This window comes from Kitasatospora sp. NPDC096204, assembly GCF_044763205.1.
Lineage (GTDB): Bacteria > Actinomycetota > Actinomycetes > Streptomycetales > Streptomycetaceae > Kitasatospora.
This window is the reverse complement of sequence record NZ_JBIWFT010000024.1, coordinates 18086-32237: the sequence shown is the minus strand read 5'-3', so window position 1 is coordinate 32237 and position 14152 is coordinate 18086. Positions and strand designations below refer to the sequence as shown.

At 75.1% G+C, this 14152-nt stretch carries 11 protein-coding genes; 5 read left to right on the top strand and 6 right to left on the bottom strand.

Features of this window, described 5'->3' with window-relative positions:
• Positions 1-279 precede the first annotated feature (279 nt).
• Positions 280-2271 (top strand): hypothetical protein, encoded by a 1992-nt coding sequence (locus tag ACIQ87_RS24815; protein ID WP_402410193.1) that lies wholly within the window; start codon positions 280-282, stop codon positions 2269-2271.
• 161 nt (positions 2272-2432) lie between these two features.
• The gene (locus tag ACIQ87_RS24810; protein ID WP_402410191.1) at positions 2433-3473 is read left to right on the top strand and encodes a glycosyltransferase family 2 protein; all 1041 of its coding nucleotides are present in this window, start codon (positions 2433-2435) and stop codon (positions 3471-3473) included.
• A gap of 291 nt (positions 3474-3764) precedes the next feature.
• On the opposite strand, the gene ACIQ87_RS24805 is transcribed toward ACIQ87_RS24810, so the two are convergent.
• The 3 genes from ACIQ87_RS24805 to ACIQ87_RS24795 all read right to left on the bottom strand — a co-directional run bounded on the left by ACIQ87_RS24805 (position 3765) and on the right by ACIQ87_RS24795 (position 7732).
• Entirely contained in the window at positions 3765-5402 is a 1638-nt protein-coding gene (locus ACIQ87_RS24805) for an LCP family protein (RefSeq protein WP_402410189.1), read from the bottom strand.
• Between the two features lie 203 nt (positions 5403-5605).
• On the bottom strand, positions 5606-6904 hold the full coding sequence (locus tag ACIQ87_RS24800; RefSeq protein ID WP_402410187.1) for an LCP family protein: 1299 nt from the start codon (positions 6902-6904) through the stop codon (positions 5606-5608).
• A 36-nt stretch (positions 6905-6940) separates the two neighbouring features.
• Complete coding sequence (locus ACIQ87_RS24795) at positions 6941-7732, bottom strand: TIGR03089 family protein (protein WP_402410185.1); 792 nt, start codon at positions 7730-7732, stop codon at positions 6941-6943.
• A gap of 104 nt (positions 7733-7836) precedes the next feature.
• Between ACIQ87_RS24795 and ACIQ87_RS24790 the strand changes: the two genes are divergently transcribed.
• Entirely contained in the window at positions 7837-9009 is a 1173-nt protein-coding gene (locus ACIQ87_RS24790) for a peptidoglycan recognition protein (protein ID WP_402410183.1), read from the top strand.
• A 148-nt stretch (positions 9010-9157) separates the two neighbouring features.
• Positions 9158-10069, top strand: coding sequence for a DNA-3-methyladenine glycosylase family protein (locus tag ACIQ87_RS24785; protein ID WP_402410181.1), 912 nt, complete (start codon positions 9158-9160; stop codon positions 10067-10069).
• 60 nt (positions 10070-10129) lie between these two features.
• Here the strand turns inward: ACIQ87_RS24785 and ACIQ87_RS24780 are convergent, their stop codons facing one another.
• Genes ACIQ87_RS24780 through ACIQ87_RS24770 form a run of 3 tightly spaced genes read right to left on the bottom strand, consistent with a single transcriptional unit; the run spans position 10130 to position 13061 of the window.
• The gene (locus tag ACIQ87_RS24780; protein ID WP_402410179.1) at positions 10130-11422 is read right to left on the bottom strand and encodes a coenzyme F420-0:L-glutamate ligase; all 1293 of its coding nucleotides are present in this window, start codon (positions 11420-11422) and stop codon (positions 10130-10132) included.
• Positions 11419-12378, bottom strand: a complete 960-nt coding sequence (gene cofD, locus ACIQ87_RS24775) for a 2-phospho-L-lactate transferase (RefSeq protein ID WP_392884452.1) — start codon at positions 12376-12378, stop codon at positions 11419-11421. Before cofD ends, ACIQ87_RS24780 begins: the two co-directional genes overlap by 4 nt.
• 41 nt (positions 12379-12419) lie before the next feature.
• Positions 12420-13061, bottom strand: a complete 642-nt coding sequence (locus tag ACIQ87_RS24770; protein ID WP_402410177.1) for a cysteine dioxygenase — start codon at positions 13059-13061, stop codon at positions 12420-12422.
• 624 nt (positions 13062-13685) lie between these two features.
• Here ACIQ87_RS24770 and ACIQ87_RS24765 point away from each other — a divergent pair.
• The gene (locus ACIQ87_RS24765) at positions 13686-13958 is read left to right on the top strand and encodes a WhiB family transcriptional regulator (RefSeq protein WP_030062195.1); all 273 of its coding nucleotides are present in this window, start codon (positions 13686-13688) and stop codon (positions 13956-13958) included.
• The last annotated feature ends 194 nt before the right edge of the window (positions 13959-14152 follow it).

Below are 14152 nucleotides of genomic sequence, written 5' to 3'. Positions count from 1 at the left end.
CCGGCGCCGGGGCGCCGGGCCCGGAGCACGGGGGAAACGGGGCGGCCCACGGGGGAACGGAGGACGGGGCGGCCCACGGGGGAAACGGGGGCACGGGGGAGCCCACGGGGGAAACGGGGGCACGGGGGAGCCCACGGGGGAAACGGGGGCACGGGGGACCGGGGCCGGGTGCGCGACAGCACCCGGCCCCGGTGCCGTCTCCCGCCCCCGTTCCCCGCCCCCGCGGGGCGGCTCCGCCCGAGCTGCGTCCGCTCTCCGCAGTGCTGAGATGATCGTCCGATGTTCCCCTCGGACGCCCCGCCCCTCCCCAGCGCCGCGCCCCTCACCGGCGCGGCCGCCGCCCGCTGGCGAGCCGCCCGGACCGCCTGGCGGCTGGACGGCCGCTGGCTCGCGCTGGTGCCGCTCGGGTTCGTGATCCTGGCGAGCGTGGTGGAACCGGACGTGGGCCGGTGCAACGCCCAGAACATCTGCCGGGACAGCTGGGGCTCGGGGCTGGCCGCCTGGTCGGCGCTGGCCGAGATCGTCCTGCTGGCCACCAGGGCCAGGATCCGGGCGCTCGTCCCGCCGGTCGTCCTGGCCCTGCTCTGGTACCTCCCGGAGGGCCTGGTCACCCCGCTCGCCCGCTGGTCGGCGGTGCTGGTCCACGTGCTGCTCGCCGCCGTCCTGCTCGGCGCCGAGGCCGGCCGCCGCCGCGCCCGCCAGCAGCTGGACGAGCTGATGGCCCCGCCCGTCCCCTACCCCTGGACGGCCGCGGGCGCGCCCTCGCCCGTCCACCCGGACGGCCCGCCCGTGCTGCGCCGCGCCCTCGGCGTCCTGCTGCTGGTGGTCGCCGCGGCCTTCCCGGTGTACGGCCTCTGGGCGCAGGCCCGGGAGACCGCCGCCGCCGACCTGGCCACCCGGGTGACCGGCACCGTGGACGGCGGCGACCGGGACGGCGTGCTCACCGTCCGCTTCCAGCCGCCCGGCGGCGGCCCCGAGCGCACCGCCGACCTGGACGTCTGGTGGCAGCACCGCCCCCGCTCCGGCGATCCCGTCCCGCTGCTGGTGAACGACGAGTCGGTGCGCGCCCTCGGCGACGACTACGAGGTCTCCGGCCAGCTCGCCGCCGGCGGCCTGATCGCCCTGCCCGGCCTGGTGCTGCTCGGCTCGGCCGCCGCGGCGGGCGCCCGCCGGAGCAGGCCCGCCTTCGTCGGCGCCGCCCCCGCGCTCGCCGTACGGGTGCGCGCCGACGCCCGCGGCGACCTGCTGGTGCTGCCGCTGGACGGCCCGCCGGACGGCCCCGGGCTCTGGCGCCTGGTCGAACGCGACCGCTACCGCTGGGCCCGCCACGCCGCCCCGGACGGCGAGTCCCCGGCCTGGGTGCCCGAACACCGGACGACCGAGGACGAGGAGGCCGACCACCCCGACCCGGTGCTCGACCACGACGAGGACGAGGAGGAGTGCGAGGAGCTGTTCGACCGGGCGACCCCGGCCGAGGCCGCCGAGTGGCTGGCCCGGGCCGGCCGCAGCGTGCCCGCCGTGCTCTACGTCGGCCCGGACGGCCCCGACCACCAGCTCCTCGTCCGCCCCGGCCTGCTGGACGGCGACCCGCACTGGGTGGCGGCCGTGGTCGCCCCCGCCGCCCGGGCCCCGCGCCTCGGCCGGCGCTCCGGGCGCTACCGCGAGCGCGAGCTCGCCGTCGCCGCGCTGACCGCCGAGACGGTCGCCGCCGCCCCCGAGCCCGGTCCGGACACCGAGCCACTCGCCGCCCGCCGCTGGGAGATGCCGCTGCCGCTGCGGGCGGCGGCCGGGCCGCTGGCGGCGCTGCTGGTCGCCGCCGCCGTCGTGCTGCTCGACGACGACGGCTGGTGGGAGGGGCTGCTGCGCCCGCTGTGGATCGGCTCGCTGGTGATCCTCTCCTGCGCCCAGGCGCTCTCCTGGCAGCTGGTGGCCGACCGCGACGGTCTGCGGGTGGCCACCGCGCTGCGCACCCGCGGCTACCGGTGGGCGGAGATCACCGCGGCGGCGGTGCACCGGGACCTGCTCACCATCCGGGTGCGCGGCGGCCGGGAGTTCTCCTTCTTCAACCGCCCGACGGTCCGGCTGGCCGCGCTCTTCGGCGGCCGGTACGACCCGGCGGCGCTGGCCAGGACCGTCGCCACCGCCGCCCACCGCCCCGACCTGCGCCCGGCGCAGGCCCTGCCGGACCGCCTCGGCGGCCCTCAGCACCTGGTCAACCGGCTCGCGCTGACCGGTTACGCGGTGTTCACCGTCGCCCACTACGCACTCTGAACCCGCCCCGGACCGACACCGGATCCACACCGCTTCCGGCCCGCCTCCGAGGGGGAGTACGGTGTTCTTGATCACAGCGCCGGTGTCGTGCCGCGAGGTGTCCCGGAAGGCCCTGACCGGGACAAGACGGGGACGTGTCCGCACCGGTACGGTTGGCCCCGATGAACACCAAGGCTGCTGAGGAGCTGCCGGCTGTTTCCGTGATCATGCCGGTGCTCAACGAGGAACGTCACCTGCGCACGGCGGTCCGCCGCATCCTGGACCAGGAGTACCCCGGGCCGATGGAGGTGGTGATCGCCCTGGGGCCCTCCACCGACCGCACCGCGGAGATCGCGGCCGAGCTGGCGGCGGAGGACCCGCGGGTGCGGACGGTGGCGAACCCCACCGGCCGGACGCCGGCCGGGCTGAACGCCGCGATCCGGGGCTCCCGGCACCCGATAGTCGTGCGCGTGGACGGTCACGGTCTGCTCACGCCGGGCTACATCACCACGGCGGTCCGGCTGCTCGGCGAGATGGACGCGGCCAACGTCGGCGGCATCATGCACGCCGAGGGCGAGACCGAGTGGGAGCACGCGGTCGCCGCCGCGATGACCTCCAAGATCGGTGTCGGGAACGCGGCCTTCCACACCGGCGGCCTGGCCGGCCCGGCGGACACCGTCTACCTCGGGGTGTTCCGGCGCGAGGTGCTGGAGAAGCTCGGCGGCTACAACGAGGAGTTCATCCGCGCCCAGGACTGGGAGCTGAACTACCGGATCCGCCAGGACGGCGGACTGGTCTGGTTCACCCCGCAGCTCAAGGTGACGTACCGGCCCCGCCCCTCCGTGCGGGCGCTGGCCAAGCAGTACAAGGACTACGGCCGCTGGCGCCGGGTGGTCACCCGCTACCACCGCGGCTCGGTCAACATGCGCTACCTCGCCCCGCCGGCCGCGCTGGCCGCGGTCGTCCTCGGGCTGGTGCTCGGCGCCGCCGTCCACCCGGCCTTCCTCGCGGTGCCCGGCGCGTACCTGCTGGGCATCCTCGGCGGTTCCGCGGTCGAGGGCCGCGGCCTGTCGTTCAAGGCCAAGGCGCTGCTGCCGGTGGCCCTCGCGACCATGCACCTCAGCTGGGGCTTCGGCTTCCTGACCTCGCCGCGCTCGCTGGCCCGGAGAGTGATCGCCAGCGTCGGCCCGTCCGCCAAGGACGTGCTCTCGAAGGCCGGCTGACCCGCACACCGCCGCCCCGCACACCGCCGCCCCGCACACCGCCGCCCCGCACATCGCCGCCCCGCACACCCGCTGATTCGTTTCGCCACCGCTCGTGACCGTCGTCGGCCCCGCTGCCGCCGGTGCGCGGGCCGGCGGTCGAGGGCGGGTCGGCCGGGCCCGGGATCGAGCCGGGCGCGGACCTCGACGGGCGGGCCCTCGCGGCCGGCGGTGCGCCGGACCGCGGAGCGGCAGTTCCCCCAGGCCGCCGGGCGGCACCGGGAGCAACACGGAACCCCCGTACCCCGGTGGCTACTTGGCGCAGGCGTCGGTGTCGTCCGCCTGCACCCGCTGGAGGTCCTCGGGCGCCTCGGTGGGCACCGCCGCCGGGCCGGTCGGGGCGGCCAGCACGTCCTTGCCGAGCACCAGCAGCAGCCCGCCCTTCGGGTCCGACTTCTCGGCCGGCCGGACGGCGTCGCCGGGCAGGCCGAGGGCCGCGGCGAGGGCCTGGGCCTCGGCCTCCCGGCCGGACGGGTAGGACACCGTCGTGGTGTCGGCGGGCGGTGCGTCGCTGCCCACCGCGGCCTTGTCGTAGCCCTTCGCCCGGAGCTTCTCCACGGTCGGCCCGGACTGCCCGCGCGTGCCGCTGCCGTTGCGCACCGTCAGCTGGACGAGCTTGGCGGGGAGGGCCGGGGCGGCGGCCTGCGTGGTGGCCGGCGCGGTGGCGGCCGGGGCCTGCGCCGCGGGTGACGCGGCGTCGGTGGCCGGGGCCTCGGGGGCGGGCGGCGCGGCGGTCTCGGTCAGCGAGCGGTCGCCCGCGATCATCGCGAACAGCTGCCCGGCGTCCGGCTGCTTGAGGATCACCCGGTCGCTGTCCTTGGGGTCGTCCAGGACGGGCGCGGTGGTGAAGGTGATGTTCTTGGTGTCGACCTTGCTGATGTCCAGCGCGAGGTCCTTGAGCTTGTCCACGCTGCCGATGCCGGAGTCCACGGTGAGCGCCTTGGTGGCGGCGTCCGCGAGCTTGTAGAGCTTGCTCGGGCTGGTCAGGGTGTCGTCGCTCTTGATCTTGCGGATCATCGAGCTGATGAACTGCTGCTGGAGCGGGATCCGGGTGAGGTCGCCGCCCTGGCCGACCGCGTGCCGGGTGCGGACGAAGGCCAGCGCCTCGTCGCCCTGGACCACGTGCCGGCCCTTGGTCATCCTGAGGTGGGAGCCGGAGTCGTTGATGTCCTTGGCCGCGCAGACCTCGACCCCGCCGACGGCGGTGGAGAGGGTCTTCACCGCCTCGAAGTTGACCTGCACGAAGTGGTCGACCCGGACGCCGGTGATCTTCTCGACGGTCTTCCAGGTGCAGCCCGCGTCGCGCCCCTCCTGGCCGAGGCTGTTGTTGAACTCGCTCCGGGTCGAGCCCGGGATCCTCTTCCCCTGGGCGTTCTGGCACTCCGGGAGCGGCACCATCAGGTCGCGCGGGAGGCTGACCACCGTCGCGTTGGAGCGGTCCTTGGCGATGTGGAACAGCAGCGTGGTGTCGGCGTGCCCGGTGCTGCCCTCGTCACCGTACTCCCGGCCGAGGCCCTCCCGGCTGTCCGTGCCGATCACCAGGACGTTCAGCGCGTCCCCGGCGGCCGCCGGGCGCTCGGACTCGTCGCCCAGCTGGACCTTGACCGAGGTCAGGTTGTCGTTGAAGTGCCGGTACAGGTAGTACGCCCCGCCGCAGCCCGCGACCATCACCAGGGCGCCCGCCCCGGCCGTCCACTTGAGTGCCCGTCGGCGCCGGCTGCGCTTGGCGAGCGCGGCCGCCCGCCGCCGGCTGTCCCGGCGGCCCTCCGCGGCCGGTGCGGTCGGTGGGGCCGGTGCGGTCGGTGCCTCGGTGGCCCGGCGGCGCTGCCGGGGGACGCCGGGGGGCGGCTCCACCCGGTACCGTCCGGCTTCCGGTTGCTCCTCGTGCAAGGGGTTCCCTACGTTCGACCGGTCACGGTTACGGACCGCCCGCGCGGACGGGCCGATCCGGACACACTAGACGAGCCGAACGGGGGAGTCGTTCCCGGTGTGATCTCCGCCACCTTCCGGCAGTGCGGAGCCAAATACCGCTCGCGGCCGAGCAATTGCGGAAGCGTCCGGGTCGACGGGCGGGCCGGTCCCGGGCGCCGGGCTCAGTGCGGGGCGCAGGCGTCCACGTCGGCGGTGCGTCCCTCGAAGGTGGGTGTGGCGCTCGCGGAGGGTGACGTGTCGGCCAGCGCCGCCGCGTCGGCCGTCGGGTTCGTCCCGGCTCCCGTCCCCTGGCCCGGCGCCCGGGTGGGGCCCGTCCCGGCGACCGGGCCCGGCGAGGACGCGGAGGCGGGCGGCCGCACGGCGACCTGCCGGTCGTCCCGCAGCGCCGCGAACAGCTGGCCGGTCTGCGGCTGCACGAACTCGTCCCGGTCCGAGTCGTAGCGGTACGGGCGGCGCGGCGCGGTCAGGAAGACCACGTCCGCCGAGGGGATGCCGCGCAGGTCCTGGGTGAGGTCGTACAGCGCGCCGAGCGAGGACAGCCCGCCGTCCGCCCGGATGGAGGAGGTGGCGGCGTTCAGCACCGGCCACAGCTTCGCCGGGTTCAGCAGTACGCCCTGCGACTGCGCCTTGCGGATCAGCGAGGCCAGGAACTGCTGCTGGCGGCCCATGCGTTGGGTGTCGCTGCCGTCGCCCAGGCTCTCCCGGACCCGGACGTAGCCGAGCGCCTGCTCGCCGTGCAGGACCTGCCGGCCGGCGGGCAGGTCGAGCCTGGCGTCCTTGTCGTGGATCGGCTGCGGCACGCACACCTCGACCCCGCCGATCGAGTCCACCATCGTCTTGAAGCCGCTGAAGTCGAGGATCACGTAGTGGTCGATCCGGATGCCGCTCAGCTGCTCGACTGTCCGGATCGAACAGGCCGGACCGCCCGTCTCGAAGGCCTGGTTGAACTGCATCAGCGCCGGCTTGCTGCGGGTGCCGTCCGGCATCTCGCAGGCGGGTACGCCGACCATGACGTCGCGCGGGACGGAGACCGCCGTCGCGTGCTTCCGGTCGGCGGCCAGGTGCAGCAGGATCGTGGTGTCCGAGCGCTGGCTGCCGGTCTCGCCGCCGTACGAGCCGTTCGCGCCGGAGCGGTCGTCGCTGCCGATCAGCAGGATGTTCTCGGCGCCCGGCGCCCCGGCGGTGCGGCTCGGCCGTTCGGCCTCCAGCTTGGCGAGCAGCCGGTCGGTGGCCGAGTCGGTGCGGATGTTGCCGTCCAGCTTGCGGTAGGCGATCCAGAGCAGCGCCCCGGTGGCGACCAGCAGGAACGCGACGGCGCCGGCGGTGATCATCAGCCACCGCCGGCGCTTGCGCGGGCGTTTCGTTCCGTCCGGAGGGGTGTCCGTCGACTGGCCGTCCTGCGCGGGGCCGTTCGTCGGGGGAGCAGCGGTCGGGGGGTGCTCGGTGTCGTCCTCGGCCATGGCAGCGATCCCTACCCGCCAGGCCCGGCCCGGGGGTTAGCCGAGGCGCAGTGTCACCCGTTCGGATTCCGTCCGCTTCTCCCACTGTCCGGCGTCCAGCCCCTGCGAGTTGCGGCACAGCACCACCGAGGCGCCGGCCGCCAGCGGCGCCAGCAGGCCGGCCTCCAGACCGGCCCAGTCGTCGAAGGACAGGGTGGACAGGACCCGGTCGCCGGGCTTCAGGCCGAGCCGGACCGCGCCCTCCCGGGCCAGTGCCACGGTCTGCTCGCCCGTCAGCTTCAGCGGCAGCCCGTCCACCGCGGTCTCCAGGGCCGGCCCTTCCGGGGCGACGGGGGAGTACGGCGCGAAGCGGTCGCCCTGGCCCGGCACCTCGGCGGCGTAGTCGAGGAAGCCGTCCGGACGCTGCGGGAAGCGGCCGCCGAGCGGGCGCAGCGCGAGCGCGACCCGCTCGCCCTCGCAGGCGTGGGCGGCTTCCAGCCCGTCCGGGCCGCTGACCACCAGATCGGCGGCGGCGGGGTCGCCGCCCGGAACCGCCGTCACCCCGACGGACCAGCAGGCCAGCAGCCACACGGCGCTCTGCCAGTGGGCGGGCAGCAGCAGCGCCGCCCGGTCGCCGGGACCGGCGTTCAGCTCGTCCTGGAGCAGGTTGGCGGTCTTGGCGACCCAGTTGTCGAAGGTGCGGGCGGACAGCTCCACCCGCTCGCCGGTGGCGTCGTCGTAGAAGGTGACCAGCGGGGCCGCGGGATCGACCGAAGGGGTGCCGCCGCGCAGGAATGCGTGCAGCAGCTCGACGGGGGTGCGGGCATCGGCAGCGAAAGGCGCAGTCATGGTGCGCCCCAGCCTACGGCCTTCGGGTGGGAGGCCGGGAGGGGCGGCCGAACGGGCGCGGAGCGGCGTGGCGGGCGGTCCGTTTTGCGGCGACGATCCGTTTCATGCGCCTTTCACTCCCGGCCGCCGTGCTCGCCGGCTGCACCGCCGCCCTGCTCCTCCAACCCGCCGCCACGGCGGCCCCCTCGCCCTCCTCGCCCGCCCCGCAACGCCACGACTTCGCCGGCGGCGGCTCGACCACCACGCTCCCGCTGCCCGCCGGGGCCGGACTCGCCCCGCGCGGCACCCGGCCGTTCGAACTCCTCGGCCTCGGCTGGGACGGCCCGGCGGACGCGTTCGCCGGCGCGGTGGCCCGGGTCCGCACCCGGGACGCGGCCACCGGCCGCTGGAGCGACTGGCACCGGCTGGACGCCGACGCCGGGGACGGCCCCGACCACGCGTCGCACGGCGCCACCGCCCCGCTCTGGACCGGCCACAGCGACGGCGTCGCGGTCGAGATCCGGCCCGGGCCCGCCGGAGTGCCGCCCGGGCTGCGGGTCGACCTGGTCGACCCGGGGCCCGGCGCCGCCTCCGCCGCCGTACGGACCCTGCCGGCGGAGCCGCCCGCGGAACTGCCCGCGGAGCCGCCCGTGGGATCCTCCGTCGGGCCGCCCGGCGTGCTCCTCACGGGCCAGGCCCCGCGCCCGGCGATCGTCACCCGGGCAGGCTGGGGCGCCGACGAGTCACTGCGCGGGAAGGACTTCGACTACACCGGCCCGGTCCGCGCGGTCTTCATCCACCACACCGACACCGCAACCGCCTACGACTGCTCCGACGCACCCCGGGTGATCCGGGCGATCTACCAGTACCACGTGAAGACCAACGGCTGGCGGGACATCGGCTACAACTTCCTGGTCGACCGCTGCGGCACCGTCTACGAGGGCCGGGCCGGCGGCGTCGAGCAGCCCGTCCACGGCGCCCACACCCTCGGCTTCAACACCGACACCTCCGGCGTCGCCGCGATCGGCACCTACGTCGACGACCAGCCGCCGCAGCCCCTCCTCGACGGCCTCGCCGCCATCTCCGCCTGGAAGCTCGGCCTCACCGGCCGCGCCACCGACGGCCGCACCAAGCTCACCTCCGGCTCCAGCGCCAGCCGCTACCCCCTGGGCACCGTCGTCGAGTTCGACGCCATCTCCGGCCACCGCGACGGCGTCGCCACCGCGTGCCCCGGCGACGCCCTCTACGCCCGCCTGCCCGACCTGCGCGCGGCCGGGGCCCGGTTCCAGGCCCGCTGACCTACCGCTCTCCCCGTCCCCCCTCCTCCCGCGTCCCGCCCGGGGCGCGGGACCTTCGTGCCGCGCGGCGCCCGGCCGGCGCCCCTCCGGGTCCGTCCGCCCCCGCGCGTATCGTTCATATCCGGAGGCGACACGGGAGGCGACGGCAGTGGAGGCAGTACGGCGCTGGCGCCCCGACTTCCCGCTGGACGTCGCCCGCACCCTGCTCCCGCTGCGCCGAGGCCCCGCCGACCCCGCGTACCGCAGCACCGGCGACGGCGCCGTCTGGCGCGCCTCCCGCACCCCGGCCGGCGTCGGCACCCTGCGGGTCCTGCCGCGTCCGGCCACCGGCGAGGTCGAGGCGAGCGCGTGGGGGCCGGGCGCGGACTGGCTCCTCGACCGCGTCCCCGCCCTGCTCGGCGCCGAGGACGCCCCGGAGTCGCTGGTCCTGCCGCCCGGTCCGCTGCGGGACGCCCAGCGCCGTACCGCCGGGGTCCGGCTGACCAGGACGGGGCTGGTGCTGGAGTCGCTGATACCGGCGATCCTGGAGCAGAAGGTCACCACCGACGAGGCCTACCGCGCCTGGCGCACCCTGCTGCGGGACTTCGGCACCCCGGCGCCGGGCCCGGCCGAGGGCATGCGGGTGGCGCCGTCGGCCCGCGAGTGGGCGCTGGTGCCGAGCTGGGAGTGGCACCGGGCGGGCGTGGACGCGAAGCGATCCGCGACGGTCATCCGCGCGGTCCGGCTGGCGCCCCGGCTGGAGGAGGCCTCGGCGATGGGCCACGAGGAGGCCCTCGCCCGTCTCACCGCCGTCCCCGGCATCGGGGTCTGGACGGCCGCCGAGACGCTGCAGCGCAGCAACGGCGACCCGGACGCGGTCTCGGTCGGGGACTACCACCTGCCCAACCTGGTCGGCTGGGCCCTGGCCGGCCGCCCCCGCAGCGACGACGCCCAGATGCTCGCGCTGCTGGAGCCCTACCGCCCCCAGCGCCACCGGCTCTGCCGCCTCCTGCTGGCCGCCGGTGCCCGGGCCCCCCGCTACGGTCCGCGGCTGGCCCCCAACGACCACCGCCGCCGCTGAGCCGGTCCGCTTCCGCTTCCGCTTTCGCCGGGGAGGGCCCGGTCTTCCGTACCGGCCGTACTACCGCACCTCGATGAAGGCGTCGGCGCCGCGCTCCGGGCGGGGCTTCGGGGGTTCGGCGGGGCGGCCGACGGCGACGGCGCCCATCGGGTCCCAGCCGTCCGGGAGGTCCAGGGCCGCTCGTACGGTGTCGCGGCAGAACATCGTGGACGAGACCCAGGCGGAGCCGTAGCCCTCGCCGGTGAGCGCGACGAGCAGGTTCTGCACGGCGGCGCCGGCCGAGACGGTGAACATCTCCCGTTCGGCGGCGGCCCGGCGCCGGTCGGGGTAGTCGTGCGAGCCGTCCGTCACCAGGCAGGGCACCACCAGGTACGGGGCGTCGCGCAGGACGTCGCCGCGGGCGGTGCGCCGGGCGATCCGCTCCTCGTCCCAGCCGTCGAGCTCGCGCAGGTCGCGCTGCCAGGCGGCGAGCATCGCGTCGAGCAGCCGCACCCGGGTGTCCGCCGACTCCAGCAGCACGAACCGCCACGGCGTGGTGTGGTGCGGGGCGGGCGCGGTGACGGCGGCGGCGACGGCCCGCCGGACGGCGCCCGGGTCGACCGGCTCCGCCGTGAAGGAGCGGACGGTGCGCCGCAGGGTGACGGCCTGGCGCAGCGCCTCGGAGGTGCCGAGCCGGAACATGTCGTCCGCGGAGGGCCGCACCAGCGGCCGGACGCCCTCGCCGTCCTCGGTGGTGACGAGGTGTCCGAGCCCGCGCACGACCGCCACCGGGACGCCGGTCGTCTTGCCCTTCACCAGGTCGGCGGCGGCGGCGAGTTCGTCGGCCGTCGCGACGACGGTCGACTCCAGCGTGTTGCCGTGGCCGTCGACGCGCCCCCGGTGGTCGTCCAGGACGCCGAGCCCGGCGGCGCCGATCGCGACGTCGGTCAGCCCGTCGCGCCAGGGCCGTCCGAAGGTGTCGGTGACGAGGACGGCGAGCCGGCGGCCGGTGAGCTGCTGGAGCCGGGCCCGCAGCGCCCTCGCGGAGGCGTCCGGGTCCTCGGGCAGCAGCAGTACGGTGCCGGGGGCGGTGTTGGAGGCGTCGACGCCGGCGGCGGCCATGACGAAGCCGTTGCGGTTCTCCACGATCCGGATCGGCCCGCGCCGGGCGACCAGCCGGACGCTCTCGGCGTCGATCGCGGCCTCGCGGTCGGCGGCGTGCAGCAGTCGGCCCTCGGCCTTGCTGACGATCTTCGAGGTGACCAGCAGGATGTCGCCGTCCTGGTACGTCCCCGCCTTGGCGATGAGCTCGCCCAGGTCCGCTCCGGCCGTGACCTCCGGGATGCCGTCGACTCCGAGGATCTCCAGCGTCACTTGCGCACCTGCTCCGCCAGGGCCAGCGCGGCGCGCGCCATCTCGGCGGTGGCCTCGACGTCGGTCATCAGCAGCGGGACGGCCCGGCAGGCGATCCCGCCGGCCTCGACGGCGGCCACCGAGGCCTGGTCCACGGTGTCCACCAGCCACCCGTCGATCAGGGCGGAGCCGTAGTTCAGCGCCACGGCCTCGGCGGTGGCCTCGACGCCGACGGCCGCGAGCACCTTGTCGGCCATGCCGCGCACCGGCGCCCCGCCGACGATCGGGGAGAGTCCGACCACCGGGGCGGGCGCGGCGGCGACGGCCTCCCGGATGCCGGGGACCGCGAGGATGGTGCCGATCGAGACCACCGGGTTGGACGGCGGGAAGAGGATGACGTCGGCCTCGGCGATCGCCTCCAGGACACCGGGCGCCGGCTTGGCGGTGTCCGCGCCGACCGCGACGATCGCCTCGGCGTCCACCGCGGCGTGCAGCTTGACCCAGTACTCCTGGAAGTGGATCGCCCGGGTGCCCTGCTCGTCGGTGATCCGCACGTGGGTCTCGACCCGGTCGTCGCTCATCGGCAGCAGCCGCACGCCCGGCTTCCAGCGCACGCACAGCGCCTCGGTGACCTGGCTGAGGCTGTACCCGGCGGTGAGCATCTGGCTGCGCACGAGGTGGGTGGCGAAGTCCCGGTCGCCGAGCCCGAACCACTCGGGGCCGACGCCGTACTCCTTCATCTCGGCCTTGATGGACCAGGTCTCGTCGGTCCGGCCCCAGCCCTGCTCCTCGTTGATGCCGCCGCCGAGGGTGTACATCACGGTGTCGAGGTCGGGGCAGACCTTGAGGCCGTAGAGGTGGATGTCGTCGCCGGTGTTGCCGATGACGGTGATCTCGTCCTGCGGTCCGACTGCCGCGCGGAGCCCGCGCAGGAAGCGCGCTCCGCCGATTCCGCCTGCCAGTGCCACGATGCGCATGGGGCTCATCCTGCCACGGTCGGACTTTCCGTCAGCCGGGATCAGTGCGATCCGGCCTGCGCCTGCCGCTCCGGGTGCTGCTCGGGGACGGCGGTGGCGCCGTACTGGTTCATCTCGGTCAGGCCCGGGGCGTAGAGGTGGATGGAGACGGCGGGTTCGAGCGCGCCGTTGACGACCTCGTGCAGGTACCCGGCGGAGAACACCCGCTGCCCGCCCGGTCGCAGCTCCCGGGTCTTCTCACCCGTCGGGGTGAGGGAGCGCTCGACCAGCTCGCCCCGGACGACGCTCATCACGCCGGAGGACTCGCCGTGGTCGTGGAAGCCGCTGGACTGGCCGGGCAGCCAGCTGAGCAGCCAGACCTCGTAGCCGGGGCCGGTCTCCAGCCGGGCGTACCAGCGGGTCAGCGCGTCGTAGCGGACCAGCGGCTCCCAGCGGGCGCGGTCGGCGGCGATCTCGCGCACCAGCCGGGCGTACTCGGCGACGCTGGTGGGGTGGGCCGGCAGGTCGGTGCGGGCCAGGTGCGGGAAGGCGAGCGGGTCGCCCGCGATGGAGACGTCGCTGAGGCCGTCGGCCCACTGGCGGGTCCGGGCGTCGGCGGGGGTGCCGGTGCGGACGGTGGCGGGGCTGCGGCGGGCGAGCTTGTTGCGGTCGCGGTTCCGCCTGCGGATGCGGATCATGCGCACGGGAGTCGTCCTCGGAGGGGTCGGCCGGTGTGTCGGGATCAGCCGGATCCGGGATGTCCTGGGACGGGAATCGCGGGCGGCCTCTGTGCTTCCTGGGGGCGGCGCGCGGTGGGACGCGGGCGCCTAGATACAGCAGGAGCAGAGGCGACAACAGAAGTTCACGGCACGGCGGAGGGTGGAACCGCTCCGGGGGCTGGCGAACTCTGACATAGGAGCAAGGACACCGCATCCGCGGGGCCGGTGTCAAACGCGATGATGCGGCATTCGAGTGGGTTAGGTCCGGATCTTTCCCTGATGGGGTGATTCATCACTCTCTATGTTTCGATGGGAAGATCGCCGGGAAGGCAGGCCGATGACCGGCCTTGTGGCGGTGATCGTGCGTCACCCGGCGAGTGGTTGCGGATGGTTCGGCACCGTTGAGGACCTTGAGACGGAAGGTCCGATGTGTCCGGATATGTACACTATTCGTAACGGCTTGGTGCCAGGGAGTGAATCCCGGCCCCAATACCAGAGCTCGGCTTGACTGGGCCAGAGTGACGCAACTGTAATTTCACTCGTGTCGTCAGCCGCAGGAGGCAACGGCAACCACGGGGACGCCAAGTAGGGGCAGAGGAGGCGCGCCACATGAGCGAGCTCTTTGAGCTGTTGATCGGGGACGGCATCGCGGAGGACGAGGAGGAACTCGGCTGGCAGGAGCGTGCGTTGTGCGCGCAGACCGACCCCGAGTCCTTCTTCCCCGAGAAGGGCGGCTCGACCCGCGAGGCGAAGAAGGTCTGCCTCGCCTGCGAGGTCCGCTCGGAGTGCCTGGAGTACGCCCTCGCCAATGACGAGCGCTTCGGCATCTGGGGCGGTCTCTCCGAGCGCGAGCGCCGCCGGCTCAAGAAGAGCGCGGTCTGACCGGACGGCCCCGGCCCCGCTGACCCTTCGACAACGACGGACAACCGCACAGCTGTACGGGCGCCTCACCGCGGTGGTGGGGCGCTTTCGCGTTCCCGGGGCCCCTTTCACCGTCCCCGCACGCACACCCCGGACGAAGCGGTCATCAGGAGCCGTTAGTGTGGTGCGCCATCCGGTTGCCGTTCACCGGCTGT

Excerpts from the sequence above, each read along its gene's own strand:
- ACIQ87_RS24815 (WP_402410193.1), top strand. The coding sequence starts at position 280 with ATGTTCCCCTCGGACGCCCCGCCCCTCCCCAGCGCCGCGCCCCTCACC.
- ACIQ87_RS24810 (WP_402410191.1), top strand. The coding sequence starts at position 2,433 with ATGAACACCAAGGCTGCTGAGGAGCTGCCGGCTGTTTCCGTGATCATG.
- ACIQ87_RS24800 (WP_402410187.1), bottom strand. The coding sequence starts at position 6,904 with ATGGCCGAGGACGACACCGAGCACCCCCCGACCGCTGCTCCCCCGACG.
- ACIQ87_RS24795 (WP_402410185.1), bottom strand. The coding sequence starts at position 7,732 with ATGACTGCGCCTTTCGCTGCCGATGCCCGCACCCCCGTCGAGCTGCTG.
- ACIQ87_RS24790 (WP_402410183.1), top strand. The coding sequence starts at position 7,837 with ATGCGCCTTTCACTCCCGGCCGCCGTGCTCGCCGGCTGCACCGCCGCC.
- cofD (WP_392884452.1), bottom strand. The coding sequence starts at position 12,378 with ATGCGCATCGTGGCACTGGCAGGCGGAATCGGCGGAGCGCGCTTCCTG.
- ACIQ87_RS24765 (WP_030062195.1), top strand. The coding sequence starts at position 13,686 with ATGAGCGAGCTCTTTGAGCTGTTGATCGGGGACGGCATCGCGGAGGAC.